Origin of the sequence: Erythrobacter sp. R86502 (assembly GCF_042466465.1) — a bacterium.
GTDB lineage: Bacteria > Pseudomonadota > Alphaproteobacteria > Sphingomonadales > Sphingomonadaceae > Erythrobacter.
Genome location: NZ_JAXHCJ010000001.1, coordinates 1,861,437 through 1,881,816, shown reverse-complemented (window position 1 = coordinate 1,881,816; position 20,380 = coordinate 1,861,437). Strand labels below are relative to the sequence as shown.

Below are 20,380 nucleotides of genomic sequence, written 5' to 3'. Positions count from 1 at the left end.
CTCAACCATCGCTGTGCAATCGCCGCCACGCCAGCCCGGCGAATTCGCACAGCAAGGGCCGCGTGTCGCGCGGGTCGATGATGTCCTCGACATTGAAGCGTTCGGCTGAGCGGAACGGCGAGGTGACCTTGGCAAGCCGTTCGCGGATTTCCTCAAGCAGCGCGGCCGGATCATCCGCGGCTTCGAGTTCGGCCTTGTAGGCGACCTCCAGCCCGCCTGCGATGGGGAGGCTGCCCCAGTCACCCGAAGGCCAGCAATAGCGGTACTGGTAGCGTTCAGCATTGCTCATCGCGCTCCCGGCGATGCCATAGGCGCGGCGCAGGACGATGCTGGCGAGCGGCACGGTGGCGCGGTAGATCGCGTTCATCGCGTTGACGCCGTAACGGATCGTCCCCGCCATCTCCGCCTCGCGCCCGATCATGAAACCGGGGTTGTCGACAAGATGCACAATGGGCAGCCGGAACTGGTCGGACAGTTTGACGAACCTTTCCACCTTCTCGCTGGTCTTGGCCTCCCACGATCCGCCCAGATAGCTGGGATCGCTGGCGATGACGCAGACCGGCCAGCCATCGAGCCGGGCGAAGGCGGTGATCGCAGCGCGGCCCCAGTGGCGACCGATCTCGAACACGGTGCCGTGATCGAACACCATGTCGAGACAACGGCGCATCGAATAGACCTGCTTGTCCTCGCGCGGCACCAACGAGAGCAAAGCCTCCTCGCGGCGATCCGCCGGGTCGCCGGTTGCGATGCGCCGCGCCGGCTGGCCGACATATTCGGGCATGAACCCGAGAAAATGCCGCGCGCGGGCGAAGGCCTCGGCCTCGCTGGCGACCTCGTCATCGACCACGCCGTTCCGGGTGTGGATCGCAGAGCCGCCGAGCGCTTCCTTGGCCTCCTCATGACTGGCCGCGCCGCCCTTGTAGGCATCGCCCAGCCCATCGACCACGGCGGGGCCGGCGGCAAAAATCTGGCTGAGGCCTTTGACCATGATCGAGTAGTGGCTCGCCACGGTGCGCGCCGCGCCAAGGCCCGCTGTCGGCCCCAATGCTAGCGCCACCACCGGCACGGTATCGAGGTTGGTCACCACATCGCCCCATCCGGGCACGGCGGGGATATAGGTCGCGCCGATCTGTTCGAGCGTCTTGACGCTGCCGCCGCCGCCCGTGCCGTCAATCATGCGGATGATGGGAAGCTTCATCTGATGCGCCATCATCTCGGCCTGCACCATCTTGCGCGCAATCCCCGCATCCGCCGCGCCGCCGCGAATGGTGAAGTCGTCCGCCGTGGCGACCACCGGGCGGCCATTGATCAGCGCCTTGCCGAACAGGAAGGGGGCGGGGGTGACGGATTGAAGATCGCCGTTCTCATCATACTTCGCCGAACCGGCGATCTTGCCGATCTCGCGGAAGCTGCCTTCGTCGCACAGCGCCGCAAGCCGCGCGCGGGCGTCCATCTTGCCCCGGCCATGCTGGCGGGCGACCTTGTCCGCGCCGCCCATCTGTTCGGCCAGCGCCTCGCGGGCGCGCAGGTCTTCGAGTTCTTTCTGCCAGGTCATGTCCTCTCCCTCACCTCGTCATTGCGAAGTGACGCAGTCGCCGCGCCAATCCAGAGCGCCTTGTGAACCGCTCTGGATTGCTTCGCTGACGCTCGCAATGACGAAACGGGTAGGGGGTCAATCTGCCGCAGCAGGGACCACCGTCACCAGCACCGCATCGACTTGCACCTGCGCGCCTGCGCTCACCGCCAACGCCTCGATCACCCCGTCGAACGGCGCAGAGAGGGCGTGTTCCATCTTCATCGCCTCTAGCACCAGCAGCCGCTGTCCGGCGGTGACGGCCTCGCCTTCGCTCACATCGACCGCGATCACCTTGCCCGGCATCGGCGCGATGATCGCGCCGTCGGCGGCGGAGGCCTGGCCGGTGCCGCGCGCGGCGAAGGGACGCAAGGCGAACGTCTCGGCCGCTTCGTTGACCCAGACTGTGGCGCCGTCATCATATTGCAGCACGCCCTCGAACGGGCGCAAAGGATCGCCGGTGACGACTTCGCTGCCGTGCATCATTGCGACAATGGTGCGCGGGGCGGCATTCAGACGGAAGCCGGTCGGCGCGAGGACCGCCTTGTCAGTTCGCCGCCTCAGAAAGGGCAAAGCCGCCTGATCCATGGCCGCTTGCGAAAGCGCGACCGCTTCGGCCCATTGCGGATTGCGCCCGATCAGCCCGGTGTCGAGCTGGCCGCCTTCGAATTCATCCGAGGTGAGCGCCCGCAGCAAGAAGGGCGCGTTGGTCTTGACCGGATAGACCAGCAGTTCTTCGAGGCAATCTTCCATCCGCCAGATCGCGGCTTCGCGGTCGTTTGCGTGAACCACCAACTTGGCGATCATCGGGTCGTAATGCGGGGAAATCTCGTCGCCCTGTTCAACACCCGTTTCGATGCGACTGCTGCCATCGTCGATCGAGAACATTTCGAGCCGACCGATGCTTGGCAAGAACCCCTTGGCCGGGTCTTCCGCATAGAGCCGCGCTTCGATCGCGTGGCCGTTGATCTTGAGGTCTTCCTGCTTGCACGGCAGCGGCTCGCCACTCGCCACGCGCAATTGCCATTCGACCAGATCGACCCCGGTGATCTCCTCGGTGACGGGGTGCTCCACCTGCAGGCGCGTGTTCATCTCCATGAAGAAGATGCGATCCGCGCGCAGGCCCTCCGAGGCATCGGCGATGAATTCGATCGTGCCTGCCCCCTCGTAATCGACCGCTTTCGCCGCGCGCACGGCGGCGGCGCAGATCGCCTCGCGGGTCGCTTCGTCCATGCCGGGGGCGGGGGCCTCCTCGATCACCTTCTGGTGGCGGCGCTGCAAGGAACAGTCGCGCTCGAACAGGTGGACGACATTGCCGTGGCTATCGCCGAACACCTGCACCTCGATATGGCGGGGCGAGGTGATCCACTTTTCGAGCAGCACCTCGTCATTGCCAAAGCTCGCCTTGGCCTCGCGGCGGCAGGATTCCAGCGCGGCAGCGAAATCGGCGGGGGTATCGACCTTGCGCATCCCCTTGCCGCCGCCGCCCGCGACCGCCTTGATGAGGACGGGGTAGCCGATGGCCTCGGCCTCTTTGGTCAGCCGTTCGAGCGATTGGTCCGCGCCGAGATAGCCGGGGGTGACGGGAACGCCAGCCTCGATCATGCGCGCCTTGGCCGCGTCCTTCAGACCCATGGCGCGGATGCTGGCGGGTTTGGGGCCGACCCAGATCAGCCCGGCGTCGATCACGTCTTGCGCGAAGTCGGCGTTCTCGCTGAGGAAGCCGTAGCCGGGATGGATCGCATCCGCCCCGGTTTGCTTTGCGGCGGCGATGATCTTCGCACCGACGAGATAGCTTTCGGCAGCGGGCGAGGGGCCGATATGCACGCTTTCATCAGCGGAACGCACGTGCAGCGCCTTGGCATCGGCATCGGAATAGACCGCGACCGTGGCCACGCCCATCGCGCGGGCGGTGCGGATGATGCGGCAGGCAATCTCGCTGCGATTGGCGATCAGGAGTTTTGAAATCATGGGGCGGGATTAGCCACGCGCAACCTTGATGTCGAGCGCGTGGCTAGCGCGGCCGGTAATCCGCGATGCCCCAATCGATGCCGCCCGCGGGCATCTTCTCGCGGTTGATCACCGCCGAAAGGAACGCGCGCACGCCGTACAGCGCCTTTTCGCCGCGTGGAACATAGGTGCGGCTGGTCCAGGCATCGGGCCCGCGCTTCCTGACCTTGCGGCCGATCGCGCCATAGATGCGGGCGGCGGACAGCACCGCCCAGCGGCTCCGGAACGGTAGTTTAGCCGCGCCCACGCGCGCTGCGGCCTCGTGCTTTTCCACCAGCGCCACCAGCCGCGCCGCCATTTCGGCAAGTTCGGCGCGGTGGTGCGGCTTGGTGTGCTGGCCGGGCTCGATGTCCTGTTCGACCAGCCACATGATCGGAAGGTAACAGCGCCCGGCGGCGTCATCCTCGACAATGTCGCGCGCGATGTTCGAAAGCTGGAAGGCGAGGCCAAGATCATTCGCGCGGTCGAGCGTTTCGTGATCGTCGGGCGAAACGCCCATCACCACCGCCATCATCACCCCGACCGCACCGGCCACGTGGTAGCAATAGCGCAACATGTCGCCCTCGGTGCGCGGACGCCAGTCTTCGGCGTCGAGCTGGAAGCCGGCGATCACATCCTCGGCCATCTGCGGGGTCAGGCCCACTTCGGCGGCGACCACGCCCAGCGCATCGAAGGCCGGGTCGCCGGTGGGCTGGCCGGCAAAGGCGAGCGCGGTCAGGCGGCGGATATGCGCGAGGCGTTCGTGCAGGTCGCTCTGGTCGCCCAGCTCGCCGCCCATGTCCTGATTGTCGGCAATGTCGTCGGCCCGGCGGCACCAGGCGTAGAGCAGCCAGGCGCGTTCGCGCGTTTCCTTGTCGAACAGGCGCGCGGCGGCCGAAAAGCTCTGCGATCCGCGCTTGATCGAAAGCCGTGCGTGCTCGACCAGCGCGGCGCGGGTGGCGGCGTCGACTGCCATGACGAGACCCTAAAGTTCCTCGGCCTTCATGCGGAAGATCGGGGTGTGGGGCTGATAATCGGCCATCTTGGCGAGCAGTTCGTGGATCGATGTCGCCGCAATCAGGATGTTCTGGTGCGCGGGCCGCACGAAGCCGATTGCCGCCATCTTGGCGTTGAAGGCGAGCAGGTCGTCATAGAAGCCGAAGGCGTTGAGCAGGCCGACAGGCTTGGTGTGATAGCCCAGCTGCGACCAGCTCATCGCCTCCCACAGCTCGTCCATCGTGCCCACGCCGCCGGGGATGGTTACGAAGCCGTCCGACAGATCGGTGAAGCGCTGCTTGCGCTCATGCATCCCGCTGACGGTGACGAGTTCATCGCAGTCATGGTTGGCAACTTCGGCGCGCACGAGGCTTTCGGGGATAATCCCGATCACCTCGCCGCCGACCTCCTTCGCGCCCTTGGCAACCGCGCCCATCAGCCCGAGCTTGCCCCCGCCATAGACAAGGCCGATGCCGCGCCCGGCCAGTTCCGCACCGACATCATAGGCCAATTGCACATAACGCGGATCTTCGGGCGAGGCCGAACCGCAATAGACAGCGAGACGTTTCATATCAGTCGGTCACTTCAAGCTGGATTGGCGAGCCGTCCGGAAGGTCTTTGATCTGCTGCGCGACATCGCCGGTAAACCGGATCAATTCATCTAGTGGCATCACGCAGAGGCTCTCCGGTTCGTAGCGGCCTTCGATCATCGCATGAGGCTTGATTGTAAAGACCGAACCTTCCGGCGGCTCGCCAAAACGCTTTCGTGCTTCGGTGACCAATGCACCACCAGACCACAGTTCCTTTGCTTCTTCGCTGGCCAGATGTGCCTGCGCCTCAGCTTCCGTGCCCAGCGGGATGAGCGCCATCCCGTCTGGATCGAGGTAGAACAACCTATCCTCGGTGTCAGTGAGCACAAGATGACCCATCGAGCTTTCAGCAATAATCCGTCTGGCGGTCAGCCCAGTCCAACCCCAGGCTTCGTTGACCACCTCGACGAGCGTCATGCGTTTGCCTTGACTGCCAGATCCTCCAGCATCAGCCCGGCGGTTGCCTTCGCGCTGCCGACCACGCCGGGGATGCCGGCGCCCGGATGGGTGCCTGCGCCCACGAGGTAGAAGTTGTCGATCACGTCATCGCGGTTGTGGCCGCGCAGGTACGCGCTCTGCCACAGCACCGGCTCCAGGCTGAAGGCGCTGCCCATGTGGGCCGACAGGTCCTGCTTGAAGTCCTTGGGCGCGTAGCTGAACTTGGTGACGATCCGGCTGTGGATGTCGGGGATCAGGCGGCGCTCCAGCTCGTCGAGGATCATCTTTTCGAGCTTGGGACCGACTTCGTCCCAGTCGATCGGCATCTTGCCCATGTGCGCCACCGGCACCAGCGCGTAGAACGTGCTCTTGCCTGCCGGTGCCATGCTGGGATCGGTGACGGTCGGGTGGTGGAGGTAGATCGCGAAATCCTCGGGCACCACGCCGTTCTTGTAGATGTCGTCGAGCAGGCCCTTGTAGCGCTTGGCGAACAGGATCATGTGGTGCGGAATGCCGGGCCAGGTGCCTTCAAGGCCGAAGTGGACCACGAACAGCGAGGGCGAAAAGCTTTTACGGTTCAGGCTCTTGGCCATTTTCTTGCCGCGGTCGCTGCCCGACAGCAGGTCCTTGTAGGAATGCATGATGTCGCCATTGGACGCCACCGCATCGAAGCGTTGACGCAAGCCGCTCCTGGTCTCGACCTCGGTCGCCTTGGTGCCCAGCGTGTGGACCTGCACCACCGGATCGCCGACGCGCATCGTGCCGCCCAGCCGCTCGAAATGGCGCACCATCCCGGCGATCAGCCGATTGGTGCCGCCGCGCGCCCACCACACGCCGCCATCCTTCTCCAGCTTGTGGATCAGCGCATAGATCGACGAGGTGTTCATCGGGTTGCCGCCGACCAGCAGCGAATGGAAGCTGAAGGCTTCGCGCAGCTTGGGGTGCTCGATATAGCTCGACACCATCGAGTAAACCGAACGCCACGCCTGTTCCTTGATCAGCGCAGGCGCGGCCTTCAGCATCGACTTGAAATCGAGGAACGGCTTCGTCCCGAGCTTGAGGTAACCTTCCTCGTACACCCGCGCCGAATATTCGAGGAACCGGGCATAGCCTGCCACGTCAGCCGGGTTCAGCTTGGCGATTTCGGCGTTGAGCTGTTCTTCATCGTTCGAATATTCGAAGTTGGTGCCATCGGGCCAGTTGAGCCGGTAGAAGGGCATGACCTTCATCAGCTCGACATCTTCGGCGATGTCATGGCCGGTCAGCTTCCACAATTCCTCAAGGCAGGGCGGGTCGGTGATGACGGTTGGCCCGCCATCGAAGGTGAAACCGTCGCGCTCCCAGAAATAGGCACGCCCGCCGGGCTTGTCGCGGGCTTCGATGACGGTGGTGGCAATCCCCGCCGATTGCAGCCGGATCGCGAGCGCCATGCCGCCAAAGCCTGCCCCGATCACGCAGGCGGTCTTGCCCGCATAACGTTCAGCCAGCGCAGCGTTCACGCCCTTGCTGCCAGCGATGTTGATCTTCACATCGGCGTTCATGCCGGGGTCTCCATGTTGAGAGGCTTACCTGAGGAAAATAGCGCACGGATCGCACGCGGAATAGCTACGGGCGGCTTGCCCGTCAGGATGCGCAACCGATCGGGCCAGGTCGATCGGCCTGCATAGAAGCGTTCGACCAGCTTGCCTTGCAGCGCGTAGAAATGTTCGAACACCACCACGCGCTTGTCCGGTTCTGCCGCTTCGAACAGCATCCGGGACAGCATCCGGTAATAGGCAGTGGCGCGCCAGTGCCGCTTGGCTCGGCGGTGGCAGAAGGCGGCCAGTTCGCTGCCCGAAAGATCGGGAGCCTTGGCGATCAGGTGCGCAATCGCAAGCGCATTGTCGACCGCAAAGGGCAACGTGTAACTGGTCAGCGGATGCGAAAACCCGCCGCGCGCGCCTGCCAGTGCCACACCGGGAATGGCAACTTCGGCCAGTGCGGCATCGAAGTCCCCGCCCGAGATGACCGGCAGGATGCCCGCTTCGCTATCCACGATCTCGCCCGTCCAACCCTGGCGGTGCGCATATTCGGCAACCCGGCCCCTCAGCACGCCGGCGTCCATCTTGGGCTGGTCGGCGTAATAGGTGTCCTCGATGAAGACATCGGTGGGCGACAGCGGCAGGACATAGACGAAGCGATAGGCCGCGCCGTTGCCATGCGGCGCCAATTGGTCGACGCTGGCATCCATGATGACAGGGCGCGTCAGACCGTGCGGCGTGTCGCAGCGCAATTGCTGGCCCAAAAACACCTGCCAGCCGCCCGACAGCGCCTGCGATGATTTGAACGGGCGGCAATCGATCACACGCCTGGCCGCAATCCGGGCGCCATCAGCCAGCGTCACCCCGCCCGCATCGAGCGCAGCAGCCCTGGTTTCCAGCATCACCCGTTCAGCTGGCAGCTCAGCCATAAGCTTGGCATGAAACTCGGCGCTGGCGAGCGAGCGATAAGCGGTCGGCAGTGTACGGCCGAGGCCCGGAAAATTGATGTCGTAACCTTCGTCCCAACCATTGACATCAAAGCCGTCCATCAGGCTGCGCGCCTTGGGGCGAATGTCGGTTTCGAACCAGCTCCACCGGTGATGCCCGCCAAACCTACGCCCGGCTTCGATCACGACAAAGCGGCAATCGGGCGCATGGCGGTGCAATGCCAGCGCAATCAGCCCGCCTGCAAGGCCGCCGCCGACGATGACAACATCATGCGGAGCGGTAGTGGATTTTTCGGGATTCCGGACTGAGTCGACCATGCAACCACGGCCCTAGGACAGGGCGCGCCGATGGGCAATGATGCCGCAAGCATGAATGCTGTAAAGAATGTTGCAACATATCGCGCAAACGATAAGGCGTGTACGAGTTTGACCGTCGTACCCCGTTTCACCACCCCGTTTTTCAGGATTGCGCCATGCCCTTACGCTTTGCCCTTGCCCCGCTCGCTTTGGCCGCCAGCTGCGCTGCCCCTGCTTTTGCATCGGAACGAGAGGGTGAGACTGCCGCTGCGGAGGCAGAGGAAGAGGCAAGCGTCCAAAGCGCCACCCAATCTGACCCACAATCCGGCCCCCAGGCTGGCTCCCAGTCCGCCCCTCCGTCCGCTGGCGCCCCGCCCCCTTTCGCTTTTGCCAAGCCTGTGTTCGATGAAACCTGGGCGACTATTGGTCTGGGCGCCGCAATGGTGCCAAGCTATGCCGGATCGAATGATTACATCGCCTTTCCGCTGCCGCTGATCGTGGGCCGGATCGGCGGCGTGGGTATCAGCCCCAACGGGCCGGGCTTCGTGCTCGATCTCAATCCCGGCAAGCCCGGCCTTACCCCGCGCAAAGGTCCGCGCGTCGCCTTTGGCCCCGCCTTCCGGTTCCGCAATGATCGCAATAACCGCATCCGCGATGAAGTGGTGGCGCGCGCGGGCAAGCTGGATGCGGCGCTGGAGGTGGGCGGCAATGTTGGGGTCAGTTTCCCCGGTGTGCTCAAGCCGTTCGACCAGCTTAGCGTTGGCGTGCAGGCGCGCTGGGACGTGCTGGGCGCGCATGAAGGCATGATCATCGAACCTCAGATCGGTTACCGCGCGCTGATCGGCAAGGCGATCACCTTGCAGGCACAGGTCAGTGCTGAATTCGTCGATAATAATTTTGCCGATTACTACTTCTCCGTCGATCCGGCGCAGGCGGCAGCCACCGGACTTGCAGGGTTCCGCGCCGATGGCGGATTGAACCGGGTCGGCACGATCGCGATTCTCGCCTATGATCTTGACCGCAACCCCTTGAATGGCGGGTGGAGCCTGACCGGCGTTGGCGGCTATTCACGGCTGGTGGGCGATAGCGCCGATACGCCCTTCACCACGGTACGGGGCGATGCGAACCAGTTCATCCTTGGCGCAGGGATCGCCTATACCTTCTGAAGCTTCGAGCGGCCTTGCCATGGGCTTGCCTGCGCGCCATCACACGCAGGCAAGACCCGAGGGAAGAGACATTATGCACCAATTTCGCAAGGCCCTGATCGCCGGCACCGCCTTGATTGCCGCAAGCCCGCTCGCTGCCGAAACAGTGGCGATCCGCGCGGGTAGCGTGATCACCGATGCCGCTGCGGAAGCAAGCGGCCCGGCCACGATCCTGATTACCGACGGGCGGATCGTGTCCGTCACCCCCGGCCACGGTGCTGTTACCGCCGACCGTGAGATCGATCTTGCTTCCAAGACCGTGCTGCCTGGGCTGATCGATCTGCATACCCACCTGACCGGCGATCCGGGCGGCGATTTCTGGAAAGAAGCCACCGAAGCCGACGAATGGGGCGTGGTCGTGGGTGCCAAAAACGCGCGCCTGACCGCGCTGGCAGGGTTTACCACCGTGCGCGAAGCGGGCAGCGGGCGCGACACCGCATTCGCGCTGCGGCGCGGCACCGCCGAAAGCATGGTGGCCGGACCGCGCATCGTGGCAGCGGGGCCTGCGCTGGCGATCATCGGGGGGCACGGCGACGTCAACGGCTTCCGCCCCGAAGTCAACGAACTGCTCGACAGCGGCTTCACCTGTACCGGCGTGGTCGAATGTGCCGCCAAGGTGCGGCTTGCCAGTCAGAACGGTTCGGACGTTATCAAGATCACCGCGACCGGCGGCGTTTTGTCGCAGCAGGGCCGCGGGCTTGAGGCACACTTCACGCCCGAAGAGATGAAGGCGATTGCCGACACCGCCCATTCGCTCGGCCTGAAAGTCATGGCCCACGCGCATGGCGCACGGGGTATCCAGCAGGCCGCCGAAGCCGGGATCGATTCGATCGAACATGGCACCTATCTGGATGAAGCCGCCGCAAAAGCGATGAAGGCCAATGGCACCGTGCTGGTGCCCACGCTGATGGCGCTGGAAGGCGTCAGCGAAGGGCTGGGCAAGGGCATCTACACCCCCGTGGTCGAAAACAAGATCCGCGCCGTGCAGCCGCTGATGGCCTCGCTGGTCAGCCGCGCGCGCGAATATGGCGTCACCGTCGCCTTCGGCACCGATGCGGGCGTGTACCAGCACGGCCGCAATGCAGAGGAGCTGGGCCTGATGAAAGCGCAGGGCATGACCGACCGCCAGGTGCTGGCCAGCGCCACCACGGGCGCGGCAAAGGTGCTCGGCATGGAAAGCCAGATCGGCAAGCTCGCGCCGGGTTATTCGGCGGACATCATCGCGGTGGACGGCAACCCGTTGGCGGACGTGACCGTGCTGGAGGAAGTGGACTTCGTGATGGTGCGCGGCCGGGTGATCGAATAGGGGCCCGCGCCGGAGATTGACTTGGCCGATAGGCAGCGCATTGTTCCGGACATGAAACCAGCAGCCCTATTTGCCGCCTTTGCTGCGGCCTTGTCGTTCGGCGTGCCAGCCCATGCCAGCACCGCCCAATGTCCCGATCCCGCCACCGCGCCCGCAGAGATCGAACAGACCATCCACGATTTCTTCGCTGCCCTGCGCACGGAGGACAAAGCCCCGTTCGAGCAGCTGACGACCTCTTCCTTCTACGCTTTCGATGTGGGGCAGCGTTTTCCCGGCGCGGCACTTGTTGACGCGGTTGTCGGAGCTCTGGGCAAAGGGGTCGAGATCAACTGGAACCTCGGCCCGATGGACACCACCGTGCGCTGCGATGTCGCGTGGTCGCAATGGGAGAACACCGGCAGCGCGGGCACCTCGCCCGATGTGCGGCCCGTGCGGTGGCTGGAGTCAGCCGTGCTGCTCCATGACGGCACGCGCTGGAAGCTCGACTTCTTCCATTCCCAGCGCGCGGTGGGGGAATAGGGCGTGCGCCGAGCGCCGCGAAAGCCTCCCGCCTACGCCGAACCGCTGGATTTGTGTGTGGTGACGCGCTATTGATCGCCCATCCCCGGGGAGCCGCTTGGCTGAGAGGGGCGGTTAGCACCGTCCGACCCGTTGAACCTGAACCGATTAGCATCGGCGGAGGGAGCGGGCTGGTCGATGCACCAATGCGCCAGCGCTCCATCCGTCTTGAGGAGAGAGCACTATGGCCGACATCAATTCCCCCGTCGAAATCGGCGTGACCACCGGGCCGATCCGCGGCAGCCGCAAGATCCATGTCGGCGCACGCACCGGGTCCGGCATCCGCGTCGCCATGCGCGAAATCGGACTTGAGGGCGGCGAGCCTTCGGTGCGCGTCTATGACACCTCCGGCCCTTACACCGATCCTGCCGCGCACATCGACATCAACGCCGGCCTTGCCCCGCTGCGCCGCGACTGGATCATGGCACGCGGCGATGTCGAGGCTTACGATGGCCGCGAGGTGAAGCCCGAGGATAACGGCCAGCTCGGCCCCGATCGCTCCGGCGGCGTCCCGCAATTCCCGAATACCGTCAAGCGCCCTTTGCGCGCCAAGGCGGGCATGAACGTCAGCCAGATGCACTATGCCCGCCAAGGCATCATTACGCCCGAAATGGAATATGTCGCCGAACGCGAAAACCTCGGCCGCGAAATCGCCGCCGACATGGTGCGTGACGGGCAAAGCTGGGGCGCGGCGATCCCGACCATCATCACGCCCGAATTCGTACGCGATGAAATTGCCCGGGGCCGCGCGATCATCCCCAACAACATCAACCACCCCGAAAGCGAGCCGATGGCGATCGGGCGCAACTTCCTCGTCAAGATCAACGCCAATATCGGCAACTCCGCCGTGGCATCGAACGTGGCGAGCGAAGTCGACAAGATGGTGTGGGCGACCCGCTGGGGTGCGGACACGATCATGGACCTTTCGACTGGGCGCAACATCCACGACACCCGCGAATGGATCATCCGCAACTCGGCTGTGCCGGTCGGCACCGTGCCGATCTATCAGGCGCTCGAAAAGGTCGGCGGGGTGGCCGAGGAACTAACCTGGGAGATCTTCCGCGACACGCTGATCGAGCAGGCCGAACAGGGCGTCGATTACTTCACCATTCACGCGGGCGTGCGGCTCGCCTATGTCCCGATGGCCGCCAAGCGCGTCACCGGGATCGTCAGCCGCGGCGGATCGATCATGGCCAAGTGGTGTCTCGCCCACCACAAGGAAAGCTTCCTCTACGAGCACTTCGACGAGATCACCGAAATCTGCGCCGCCTACGACATCGCCTACAGCCTCGGCGATGGCCTGCGTCCCGGCAGCATTGCCGACGCCAATGACGAAGCGCAATTCTCCGAACTCTACACCTTGGGCGAGCTGACCCACCGCGCCTGGGCGCAGGATGTGCAGGTGATGATCGAAGGGCCGGGCCACGTGCCGATGCACAAGATCAAGGAGAACATGGAAAAGCAGCTGCAGGTCTGCGGCGAAGCACCGTTCTACACCTTGGGCCCGCTCGTCACCGACATCGCGCCGGGTTATGACCACATCACCAGCGGCATCGGGGCTGCACAGATCGGGTGGTACGGCACCGCGATGCTCTGCTACGTCACGCCCAAGGAGCATCTGGGCCTGCCCGATCGTGACGATGTGAAGGTCGGCGTGATCACCTACAAGCTGGCGGCCCACGCGGCGGACCTCGCCAAGGGCCACCCGGCCTCGCAGGTGCGCGACAATGCGCTGTCCAAGGCCCGCTTCGAGTTCCGCTGGCGCGACCAGTTCAACCTCAGCCTCGACCCCGAAACCGCCGAGCAATACCACGACCAGACCCTGCCTGCCGAAGGCGCGAAGTCGGCGCATTTCTGCTCGATGTGCGGCCCGAAGTTCTGCTCGATGCAGATCAGCCAGGACGTTCGCGACTTTGCGGCGAAGCAGAACGAAAGCCCCGAAAGCTTCCTCGCGTCCGAAAAGCTGGGCGCCGACACTGCCGAGGCCAGCCGTCAGGCGGCGCTCAAGGGCATGGAGGAAATGAGCCGCCGGTATAACGAAGGCGGGCGCGAACTCTATGTGGGCGCCGGCAACCGCGAGCACGATTGAGGCGCCTTGAGCCCCCTCCCTTTACGGGAGGGGGGGTGGGGGGAGGGATCGCAGCCCCAGCCGATCACCAGCCCCACGGCGCGGGCGGCGGGGTGACGGGCTGCGTCAGATCGAAGGCGACCCGGAACAGCCGCCCCTCGCGGCTGAGCTGGTAGATGTAGGCCTCGGGCGTCACCTCGACCCGCCAGACATTGGTGAGCGACGCTGTCATCCCGCCGGCACGAAACATCGCGATGCTGTCCTGATCGACCGGAAAGTCCTGCGCGCCCGCGCTGCCGGGCGCCGCGGTATCGCCGCCATACAGCGTCACCGGATCAGGCGAGCCGTCTGCGTGGCGATGATCGTGCTTCAGGCGCAGGCCGCTTGTCGTGCGGGTGATCAGCCAGGTGCGGCTGCGATCCCATGTCCCGTCGGCGCCCCGGACATGGAACGGGATTGCCATGCGGTCAGGCGAGCATTCGCGAAAATGCACGATCATGTCCGCGCCCGCCATATCGGCATCGGCCGCATCGCTGGAGACGAGGCGGCCCGCATAGGCCTTGCCGCAATGGCTGGCGAGCGTCGCCATGAAGGCGCCCTGCGGATCGGTCTTGGCGCTCGCGGAGACAGCAGGCTCGCCCGAACCGGGCACGGCGCAGGCGCTCAGGGCCAGCACGGGCGCCAGCAGCGCGGCGACGACAGCGGCGGTGCGGGCGCGGCGAAGGCGTTTGGCTGCGCGCATGGTGCGAGTGGTCATGGCCACCGTTCTGAGCCGCCGCGCCGCGAAAGGCAAACGCGAGGCGGCGGCGCCCCGGCCTAGCTGTTCTTCATGTTCTCCAGCCCCTTGATCCCGCCGGGCTTGGTGCTGGGCTGGCTGGCGTTTTGCTTCGGTCCCTTGTCCGCCTTGGGCTTGCGTGCTTCGCGGCTCTTCTTCTGTTGGCCCTTGGCCATAGGTTTTCCGATCAGGGGCGAGATGCCCGAGCGCGGGCGTGGGCCTGATGGGGGGTGGTGTCAATGTGGGGGATTATTGAATGCTACCGGAGGAGCCGGCACGCTCGCGAGCGCGGCCCAGAACATAATCACAAAAGCTTTCGTGCGATAGCAATTTGCTAACCCAAAAATCTGCATCCTCACGATTTTGGGACGCTTCAATACCTCTGCGATAAATGCGTTTGACGTCACCGCCTTTTGGTTCGCGCCCGATTGCGATGCCAATAATGGCATTAATCTGCTGTTGAGTCTTTCTTCGGTACTCTGGAGGAATATCATTGAGCATCTCAGTCAGTAGCTGCCTCCAAGGCTTTAATTCAGATTCATGTACTTCTAGATCCTCGCGGATTTGCCAGAAATAATAGCTAGCATCGGTTCCCTGTACGACGCGCGGTTCAAACGCAGCTGGCATCTGCACTCCGTTGATTTCTGCTCCTACTTCTGGAATTCTGGATTTTGTTTCTGGGCTACGCATCGACCTTGTTATTATGGAGTTCTTTACCTCGGCACAAATCAAGCCGGGTTTTGATAACTTAGCCGCTTTTAGAAAGGCGGCAGGATATGAAACATTAGCAATCTCTTTGATCGAGTGCATCAGAGCAGCGCCGTCTTCGGCTCTCTCCGCGAGATTCAAAACCCATGAAGAGGGCATAAGAAGTTCGGCAGCGAACCGATTGGCTTCTGCCTCCATATCTCGATAGCGCGACCGCTCCTTCGAGCTTGGGGCTTCGAGATCGTCCACGATTGTCCCTGCATGCCAAGGTATGATGATATGACCAATTTCGTGCGCTAAGGTGAAGCGTCGCCTTACGAGAGGAATATCGACAGAGACCCAAACTTTCGGTTTTTTTCCAGCAGACTTTAAGTCCAGACAAAGTCCGTCGATTTCGATCGGGAACCGCTTAAATTCCAGATCTGCTAGAGATTTGCAGAGATTCTCTACATCTATAGGTGGCCTAAGTCCCAGTCGTTCAACAAGCCTCGCGGCCATCCGTTCTTCTGGATGTCGCAACTCAACGATCTGACTGTCGTTCAATCCATCTTTTGAGGATTGTGAGTTTTCCAGCTTCATCAGAGCGAGCCGCAAGCCGTTCGCTAGCTTGTAGGTTGTCATTGACCGCCTCTCGCAACGGAATACTTTCATAACGCGATTGGATAATGAGATTCAAAGAGTCAGGCTCCGTCGTCCACAAAGAATACTCGTCCCACGACATTCCAAGGAATTCATACAGTTCTGTATCGGAATCCGACGAATGCCATTCCTCAACAAAATCATCGATTTCGTCTGATAGCACTTCGCCGCGAAGGGCGAGTTCGATGAATGATCGCTTAGACATCAATCCGCCTTCCCTTTATTGCTGACTTAAAGATGACGCCAGTCACAGCATCTGCTGCTCCCAGGTGGAACCCTCGCTTGGTAAAAACCTCGACCTCTCCGTGTAAGCTGTCCCAAGTGTAAAGGCGACTCCCATCCAGATTTCGCCAGCGCTTCGCGCCATGGACAAAGCCCATGGACTCGCATTCGTCCAAAAAGCATGGGTCGGGTTTTGCTACCATACGGAAAGGTAAGCACCTTTTTGAGCGACTGCCAAGTATCTGAAAGCCAAGCCTAACACCCCATCCCCACCAACACCCGGTCCAGCGCCTGCAAGAACCGCGACCGATCCGCCTTGCTGAACGGCGCCGGCCCGCCACCGACCCCGTCCATCCCGGCGCGCAGGTCGGCCATGATCGCGCGGGTGGCGATCGCGCCGCCGATGCTCGCCGCCGTGAACGCATCGCCATTGTGTTTCAGCACCCGCGCGCCGGCTTTCAGGCAGCGGTCGGCCAGAAGAATATCGCCGGTCACGACCACGCCGGTGTTCGGGGGCAGGGCGGCGGCGGCCTCGGCGATCCAGTCGTCGGCGGCGTCGAAGCTGTCGGACACCACCACGCGCTTCACCCGCGGGCTGTCGGGGATGCGGAAAGGGGCGTTGCTGACCACGCGGACTTCGGCGCGGAAACGCTCGGCGACGCGGTAGATTTCGTCCTTCACCGGGCAGGCGTCGGCGTCGATCAGTATGGTGAGCGCGGGCATCACGCCAGCCTAGCCTGATTGCGCGCTTTCCTACACCCCCTGCTGCGCGGCAGGGTGCGGGCGATGACGCCTGCGCCCTTTGCCTGCTCCGCTGCTGCTGTGACAGCCTGCCCGATCACTGGGTTTGCGGGCTTGCGGCAGGGGCCGGTTTTTGCGTCCAGGACAGTGTCTCATGTGTCTCCTACACGGCGGCGATTAGGTGAACCGGGCAAAGCGTGCTACATGATCCGGGCTGACGTCGAAATTTGCGACGGACTTCGAAATTTGCGCTCCGCCGCTTGGCCCTGTGGCCCCCGGCGTAAACCAGACGACGACTTCCTTTCATCGGACGATACGACGCACTTCCCCGCCCGCACATCGTGGGCGGACTTTGATATGTTCTTGAAAGGAACACGCCATGAGCAGCAAGACCGGAACCGTAAAGTTCTTCAACACCGACAAGGGCTACGGCTTCATTCAGCCCGACGATGGTTCGTCGGACAGCTTCGTCCACATCACGGCCGTGCAGGCTGCCGGCATGCACAGCCTTGAAAAGGACCAGCGTCTGAGCTTCGATCTCGAACGCGGCCGTAATGGCAAGGAAAGCGCCGTGAACCTCGCGGCTGCCTGATCGAATACCGGCGGCGGGGCGTCATGCGGCGCCCCGCCTGCCACAGAAGGCTCCCGCCTTTTACCCCTCTCATGGCAGGACACCCCGATGGCACAGACCTACGAATTCTATTGTGAGCGGGCCGATGAAGCCGCAGCCCTTGCCGACAAGGCGACGCTCGACAATGTCCGCGACCGCGAATTGCGGTCCGAAAAGACCTGGCGCGGCCTTGCCGAACAGGCACGCAAGACCGCCGAAGAGCGCGTGAAGGCCGATCGGGTCCGCGCTGAAAAGCGGGCGAGCGACCACCTTCTTTCCTGAACCGTTCGGCTGATTTGGCTGGCACGGCGGAACATTGGTTCCCATATTCCCTTTGGCTACAGGATACTGAAGCAAAAGGAGATTATCGCATGAGCACGATGCAGTTCCAGTTCAACACCGACAGTTCGGTGATGGGTACCCAAGAGGTCGCCGAACGGATCGAAGCGCAGGTGCGCAAGCGGCTCGAACGCTTTTCCGAACGTCTGACGCGGGTGGAAGTCCACGTTACCGACGTCAACGGCCGCAAGCACGGCGAAGATGACAAGCACTGCACGATCGAAGCGCGCCCGCGTGGCAGTCGTCCGATCGGAGTGACCGGCAAGGCGTCCGATGTGGACGCCGCGGCGCGCATAGCTGCAAACACGATGGCGGAACGGCTGGAGCGGGTGCTCGGCAAGGCGGATCGCCACCGGCATGATCCCTCGCCCGACAAGCAGATGTGATCCGTTGCACGCGGGCGCAGGTGGGCCCTCAGGTCACCTTGCGCCCGAATGGACGCGGCATCGCCGGGCGCCGGCCGAGTGCCGAGAACCGGGCTGGCGCTCCGGTCTGCGCAGGAGAGATAGGCTGCGCATGACCGCTCGCCGCACCATCCGCTGAAGCGGTCGTCGGGGCGAGCTGCTGAACGGGAATGATCTCGAACAACGGTTCGCCCCCTTCCGCATGCTCAGTCTCGTCGCCCGCCTCATGATGCAGGATACGGCATGTGAACCCCGGCTCTGCTGTGCCCAAGGTGCTGCCATGCGCCGGAACAGCAGCGCCAGGTCGGCTGGCCTCCCGCACGAAGCCGGACACGATGGCAAGGTTCGCGGTCCAGGGCAGGACGTTGGGCTGCACGATGACTTCGCGCCCCAACCAATTCGCAGCCCCTTGTGTACGGAACCCAGCGAGCGACTGCGCACCCGGCTCAGCGTCGGGGCCGAACAGGTGGGGGTGGATATGCAGCACCCCCGGCATCTCGCCGCGCGCTGCCCAATCATCGAACACCGCGCCGCTGATGAGCGTATCCGACTGCCCCCAATGCACCGCCACCGGCATGGCATGATCGATCATGATGCGGCTTATCAATGCCAGATTAGCAAGACGTTGTTCAAACAGCGTCTGCGTCGCAACGGGTGCGGGCGGGTCAGGGTCCTCGCCCGCGGGATCATGACCGACACTGAACATCACATGGCTTTCGCAAGCCACCACCCGGTTGCGGATATCGGGCGTGACGATCGCGGTATATGCCGACGCAAGCGCCGATTGCAGCACTTGGGCATTTGCCGGTCGATCGATGTAGTCCGCGCGAACCGACAGGCTATCGGCTGGATCGGCAAGGCGATAGAACCGGTCGTCGTCGGTATCGGTCACCTGAAAGGCAGCATCGCTCCTCATGCTGGCAATGCGGACGAAATCACGCACTACGTCGCCGAGACCGGACAAGCGGCGATCGAACAGCAGGACGCATGTCAGATGGTTGGGATAAAGCATGGCACGCACGGCATCCGGTTTGGGGTTAGCCACCTGCCTAGCCAAGCTGTCTTAACCGGCGGTTGAAGCTGCACGGTTGGCCCCTGCAATTCCGCATTCGGCAAGAATATCATCAATCGCCTTGGCCACCGGGAAAAACCCGGCCTTCGCCAGCGGCCAGGTGGCGCGGTCAAGATCGCCGAGGATCGTGATGGCCTGCCCCTTGGCTGCAAGTGGCGCAAGCTCGGGCCACAGGGCATCGCGGGTCCATCCGTGGGGAAGGTAGGGCAGCACAACCTGCGACACGCCTGCGTCTGCAATCAGCGCGCTGAGTGGCTTGTCTGCTTCCCAGATGGCAGCCGGGCAATCAAAGGCGGCAGCAGCATCGGCAACACCCTGCGAAACGGCTCCGCGGGCAAAGTCCGCTGCCAGAGAACCAACCGCACCGGGCGACCGGGCGTCGGGCCGCGCTGCGCCGATCACGAGGTTGGGTACGGCAGGCAGATTAAGCACTGCGTGATGCGCGGCTTCGTCATGCAGCAGCAACGCAAAAGGCTGTTCAAGTGCCGAAGGATCAATCGGTGCCGGAAGATTAAGCGGTTGCCGCGCATAATCGTGCGGTTCGGACAGGGCCGCAGCGTCTTGCGCCAACCCTTCGGCCACCAATGCGCCGCCTGGCCGACTGGCGGTGTAGCGTGCGATGTTGCCGGCTCTGGCCAGATAATGCTTCCCCTGGGTGTGGAGACCCGCGACCCAGCGCCATGACAGCGTATTCGATGCTGCATCCGCATCCATCAGATGCCGCAGGAAAAAATCCGCGCCCAGATGCCAGTCGAGCTTCAGCGTGAAGATCCAGATGCTCGCAAACCACATGCGCGCGTGGTTGTGAAGGTAGCCTGTGTCGCGCAATTCGTGCACCCAGACATCGAAGGCTCCAATTCCCGTGCGACCTTCGGTGGCAGCAGCGTAGCCAGTGCGCAGGCCACTATTGCCAGCCACCGCGGCCAGCGCAGCATCGCGTCCGGTGCAATAGTCGCTCCAAATGGCGGGACGCTGTTCCAGATAGCCCTTGAAATAGATGCGCCAGAACACCTCGGCGATGAACTTTTCGGCCGCACGCGGCGAATGGGCGCCAAGCACAGCGTCGAGGACATCGGACGCGCTTAGGACGCCTGCGTGGATCCATGGCGACAATTCGCTGACATTGCCGCGTTCGCCCGGTGCCGCGCCATCATCGGTGTTTCGTGTTTCGGCGTAACGCCGACCTGCTGCTGGAAGAAACTGTTCAAGCCGGGCAAGGCCAGCGCTGCGCGTCGGGGCAAATGTCATAAGGTTGGCAACCCCGTGTTCCGTGCTTGGTTCCGGACAGGCTGTGTCTGATGCGCGACGAAGCTGGAACATCCTGCCGCGTCGTTCATTTGTAACGGTAACGGTCCGCGCCAGAAAGGCAGTGTGTCCGCACGC

At 63.4% G+C, this 20,380-nt stretch carries 22 protein-coding genes and 1 riboswitch; of the genes, 7 read left to right on the top strand and 15 right to left on the bottom strand.

Annotated features, from left to right (window positions below):
• Position 1: 1 nt before the first annotated feature.
• The 7 genes from SJY33_RS09040 to crtY all read right to left on the bottom strand — a co-directional run bounded on the left by SJY33_RS09040 (position 2) and on the right by crtY (position 8,371).
• On the bottom strand, positions 2-1,555 hold the full coding sequence (locus SJY33_RS09040) for an acyl-CoA carboxylase subunit beta (protein WP_379922434.1): 1,554 nt from the start codon (positions 1,553-1,555) through the stop codon (positions 2-4).
• Between the two features lie 117 nt (positions 1,556-1,672).
• A complete protein-coding gene (locus SJY33_RS09035; protein WP_379922433.1) occupies positions 1,673-3,544 on the bottom strand; it encodes a biotin carboxylase N-terminal domain-containing protein in 1,872 nt (623 codons plus the stop codon).
• A gap of 43 nt (positions 3,545-3,587) precedes the next feature.
• Positions 3,588-4,538: a phytoene/squalene synthase family protein gene (locus SJY33_RS09030; RefSeq protein ID WP_379922432.1), complete on the bottom strand. Its 951-nt coding sequence runs from the start codon at positions 4,536-4,538 to the stop codon at positions 3,588-3,590.
• Between the two features lie 9 nt (positions 4,539-4,547).
• Complete coding sequence (locus SJY33_RS09025) at positions 4,548-5,129, bottom strand: TIGR00730 family Rossman fold protein (RefSeq protein ID WP_379922431.1); 582 nt, start codon at positions 5,127-5,129, stop codon at positions 4,548-4,550.
• 1 nt (position 5,130) lies between these two features.
• A complete protein-coding gene (locus SJY33_RS09020) occupies positions 5,131-5,565 on the bottom strand; it encodes a hypothetical protein (protein ID WP_379922430.1) in 435 nt (144 codons plus the stop codon).
• Positions 5,562-7,127: a phytoene desaturase gene (locus SJY33_RS09015; RefSeq protein ID WP_379922429.1), complete on the bottom strand. Its 1,566-nt coding sequence runs from the start codon at positions 7,125-7,127 to the stop codon at positions 5,562-5,564. The genes SJY33_RS09020 and SJY33_RS09015 overlap by 4 nt, the downstream gene beginning before the upstream one ends.
• A complete protein-coding gene (gene crtY / locus SJY33_RS09010; RefSeq protein WP_379922428.1) occupies positions 7,124-8,371 on the bottom strand; it encodes a lycopene beta-cyclase CrtY in 1,248 nt (415 codons plus the stop codon). The genes SJY33_RS09015 and crtY overlap by 4 nt, the downstream gene beginning before the upstream one ends.
• 155 nt (positions 8,372-8,526) lie before the next feature.
• Between crtY and SJY33_RS09005 the strand changes: the two genes are divergently transcribed.
• The 4 genes from SJY33_RS09005 to thiC all read left to right on the top strand — a co-directional run bounded on the left by SJY33_RS09005 (position 8,527) and on the right by thiC (position 13,508).
• Complete coding sequence (locus tag SJY33_RS09005; RefSeq protein ID WP_379922427.1) at positions 8,527-9,516, top strand: MipA/OmpV family protein; 990 nt, start codon at positions 8,527-8,529, stop codon at positions 9,514-9,516.
• A 73-nt stretch (positions 9,517-9,589) separates the two neighbouring features.
• Entirely contained in the window at positions 9,590-10,861 is a 1,272-nt protein-coding gene (locus tag SJY33_RS09000; protein WP_379922426.1) for an amidohydrolase family protein, read from the top strand.
• Between the two features lie 51 nt (positions 10,862-10,912).
• Positions 10,913-11,380 (top strand): hypothetical protein, encoded by a 468-nt coding sequence (locus tag SJY33_RS08995; protein ID WP_379922425.1) that lies wholly within the window; start codon positions 10,913-10,915, stop codon positions 11,378-11,380.
• Between the two features lie 76 nt (positions 11,381-11,456).
• Positions 11,457-11,563, top strand: a riboswitch (TPP riboswitch).
• A 40-nt stretch (positions 11,564-11,603) separates the two neighbouring features.
• Positions 11,604-13,508 carry a phosphomethylpyrimidine synthase ThiC gene (gene thiC / locus SJY33_RS08990; RefSeq protein ID WP_379922424.1) on the top strand — a complete coding sequence of 635 codons (1,905 nt, stop codon included), beginning with the start codon at positions 11,604-11,606 and terminating at the stop codon, positions 13,506-13,508.
• Between the two features lie 64 nt (positions 13,509-13,572).
• Here the strand turns inward: thiC and SJY33_RS08985 are convergent, their stop codons facing one another.
• From SJY33_RS08985 to SJY33_RS08960, 6 genes are all read right to left on the bottom strand, one after another.
• The gene (locus SJY33_RS08985) at positions 13,573-14,244 is read right to left on the bottom strand and encodes a hypothetical protein (protein ID WP_379922423.1); all 672 of its coding nucleotides are present in this window, start codon (positions 14,242-14,244) and stop codon (positions 13,573-13,575) included.
• A gap of 59 nt (positions 14,245-14,303) precedes the next feature.
• On the bottom strand, positions 14,304-14,438 hold the full coding sequence (locus SJY33_RS08980; RefSeq protein ID WP_379922422.1) for a hypothetical protein: 135 nt from the start codon (positions 14,436-14,438) through the stop codon (positions 14,304-14,306).
• A gap of 73 nt (positions 14,439-14,511) precedes the next feature.
• Positions 14,512-15,549, bottom strand: a complete 1,038-nt coding sequence (locus SJY33_RS08975) for an ImmA/IrrE family metallo-endopeptidase (RefSeq protein WP_379922421.1) — start codon at positions 15,547-15,549, stop codon at positions 14,512-14,514.
• Positions 15,491-15,814 (bottom strand): hypothetical protein, encoded by a 324-nt coding sequence (locus tag SJY33_RS08970; protein WP_379922420.1) that lies wholly within the window; start codon positions 15,812-15,814, stop codon positions 15,491-15,493. The genes SJY33_RS08975 and SJY33_RS08970 overlap by 59 nt, the downstream gene beginning before the upstream one ends.
• Positions 15,807-15,989, bottom strand: coding sequence for a colicin E3/pyocin S6 family cytotoxin (locus SJY33_RS08965; RefSeq protein ID WP_379922419.1), 183 nt, complete (start codon positions 15,987-15,989; stop codon positions 15,807-15,809). Before SJY33_RS08965 ends, SJY33_RS08970 begins: the two co-directional genes overlap by 8 nt.
• Positions 15,990-16,086: 97 nt before the next feature.
• Positions 16,087-16,554, bottom strand: coding sequence for a DUF188 domain-containing protein (locus SJY33_RS08960; RefSeq protein WP_379922418.1), 468 nt, complete (start codon positions 16,552-16,554; stop codon positions 16,087-16,089).
• A gap of 397 nt (positions 16,555-16,951) precedes the next feature.
• On the opposite strand from SJY33_RS08960, the gene SJY33_RS08955 reads away from it, so the two are divergent.
• The 3 genes from SJY33_RS08955 to SJY33_RS08945 all read left to right on the top strand — a co-directional run bounded on the left by SJY33_RS08955 (position 16,952) and on the right by SJY33_RS08945 (position 17,907).
• The gene (locus SJY33_RS08955) at positions 16,952-17,164 is read left to right on the top strand and encodes a cold-shock protein (protein WP_379922417.1); all 213 of its coding nucleotides are present in this window, start codon (positions 16,952-16,954) and stop codon (positions 17,162-17,164) included.
• Positions 17,165-17,251: 87 nt separating this feature from the next.
• On the top strand, positions 17,252-17,464 hold the full coding sequence (locus SJY33_RS08950) for a hypothetical protein (RefSeq protein WP_379922416.1): 213 nt from the start codon (positions 17,252-17,254) through the stop codon (positions 17,462-17,464).
• A gap of 89 nt (positions 17,465-17,553) precedes the next feature.
• The gene (locus SJY33_RS08945; protein ID WP_379922415.1) at positions 17,554-17,907 is read left to right on the top strand and encodes an HPF/RaiA family ribosome-associated protein; all 354 of its coding nucleotides are present in this window, start codon (positions 17,554-17,556) and stop codon (positions 17,905-17,907) included.
• 28 nt (positions 17,908-17,935) lie between these two features.
• Here the strand turns inward: SJY33_RS08945 and SJY33_RS08940 are convergent, their stop codons facing one another.
• Together SJY33_RS08940 and SJY33_RS08935 are read right to left on the bottom strand one after the other, a co-directional pair.
• The gene (locus tag SJY33_RS08940; protein WP_379922414.1) at positions 17,936-18,970 is read right to left on the bottom strand and encodes a hypothetical protein; all 1,035 of its coding nucleotides are present in this window, start codon (positions 18,968-18,970) and stop codon (positions 17,936-17,938) included.
• 18 nt (positions 18,971-18,988) lie between these two features.
• Positions 18,989-20,245: an FAD-binding domain-containing protein gene (locus SJY33_RS08935; protein ID WP_379922413.1), complete on the bottom strand. Its 1,257-nt coding sequence runs from the start codon at positions 20,243-20,245 to the stop codon at positions 18,989-18,991.
• Between the last annotated feature and the right edge of the window lie 135 nt (positions 20,246-20,380).

What these genes read in the sequence shown, in the direction of transcription:
- SJY33_RS09040 (WP_379922434.1), bottom strand. Translation starts at nt 1,555, where the DNA reads ATGACCTGGCAGAAAGAACTCGAAGACCTGCGCGCCCGCGAGGCGCTG.
- SJY33_RS09035 (WP_379922433.1), bottom strand. Translation starts at nt 3,544, where the DNA reads ATGATTTCAAAACTCCTGATCGCCAATCGCAGCGAGATTGCCTGCCGC.
- SJY33_RS09030 (WP_379922432.1), bottom strand. Translation starts at nt 4,538, where the DNA reads ATGGCAGTCGACGCCGCCACCCGCGCCGCGCTGGTCGAGCACGCACGG.
- SJY33_RS09025 (WP_379922431.1), bottom strand. Translation starts at nt 5,129, where the DNA reads ATGAAACGTCTCGCTGTCTATTGCGGTTCGGCCTCGCCCGAAGATCCG.
- SJY33_RS09020 (WP_379922430.1), bottom strand. Translation starts at nt 5,565, where the DNA reads ATGACGCTCGTCGAGGTGGTCAACGAAGCCTGGGGTTGGACTGGGCTG.
- SJY33_RS09015 (WP_379922429.1), bottom strand. Translation starts at nt 7,127, where the DNA reads ATGAACGCCGATGTGAAGATCAACATCGCTGGCAGCAAGGGCGTGAAC.
- crtY (WP_379922428.1), bottom strand. Translation starts at nt 8,371, where the DNA reads ATGGTCGACTCAGTCCGGAATCCCGAAAAATCCACTACCGCTCCGCAT.
- SJY33_RS09005 (WP_379922427.1), top strand. Translation starts at nt 8,527, where the DNA reads ATGCCCTTACGCTTTGCCCTTGCCCCGCTCGCTTTGGCCGCCAGCTGC.
- SJY33_RS09000 (WP_379922426.1), top strand. Translation starts at nt 9,590, where the DNA reads ATGCACCAATTTCGCAAGGCCCTGATCGCCGGCACCGCCTTGATTGCC.
- SJY33_RS08995 (WP_379922425.1), top strand. Translation starts at nt 10,913, where the DNA reads ATGAAACCAGCAGCCCTATTTGCCGCCTTTGCTGCGGCCTTGTCGTTC.
- thiC (WP_379922424.1), top strand. Translation starts at nt 11,604, where the DNA reads ATGGCCGACATCAATTCCCCCGTCGAAATCGGCGTGACCACCGGGCCG.
- SJY33_RS08985 (WP_379922423.1), bottom strand. Translation starts at nt 14,244, where the DNA reads ATGACCACTCGCACCATGCGCGCAGCCAAACGCCTTCGCCGCGCCCGC.
- SJY33_RS08980 (WP_379922422.1), bottom strand. Translation starts at nt 14,438, where the DNA reads ATGGCCAAGGGCCAACAGAAGAAGAGCCGCGAAGCACGCAAGCCCAAG.
- SJY33_RS08975 (WP_379922421.1), bottom strand. Translation starts at nt 15,549, where the DNA reads ATGAAGCTGGAAAACTCACAATCCTCAAAAGATGGATTGAACGACAGT.
- SJY33_RS08970 (WP_379922420.1), bottom strand. Translation starts at nt 15,814, where the DNA reads ATGTCTAAGCGATCATTCATCGAACTCGCCCTTCGCGGCGAAGTGCTA.
- SJY33_RS08965 (WP_379922419.1), bottom strand. Translation starts at nt 15,989, where the DNA reads ATGGGCTTTGTCCATGGCGCGAAGCGCTGGCGAAATCTGGATGGGAGT.
- SJY33_RS08960 (WP_379922418.1), bottom strand. Translation starts at nt 16,554, where the DNA reads ATGCCCGCGCTCACCATACTGATCGACGCCGACGCCTGCCCGGTGAAG.
- SJY33_RS08955 (WP_379922417.1), top strand. Translation starts at nt 16,952, where the DNA reads ATGAGCAGCAAGACCGGAACCGTAAAGTTCTTCAACACCGACAAGGGC.
- SJY33_RS08950 (WP_379922416.1), top strand. Translation starts at nt 17,252, where the DNA reads ATGGCACAGACCTACGAATTCTATTGTGAGCGGGCCGATGAAGCCGCA.
- SJY33_RS08945 (WP_379922415.1), top strand. Translation starts at nt 17,554, where the DNA reads ATGAGCACGATGCAGTTCCAGTTCAACACCGACAGTTCGGTGATGGGT.
- SJY33_RS08935 (WP_379922413.1), bottom strand. Translation starts at nt 20,245, where the DNA reads ATGACATTTGCCCCGACGCGCAGCGCTGGCCTTGCCCGGCTTGAACAG.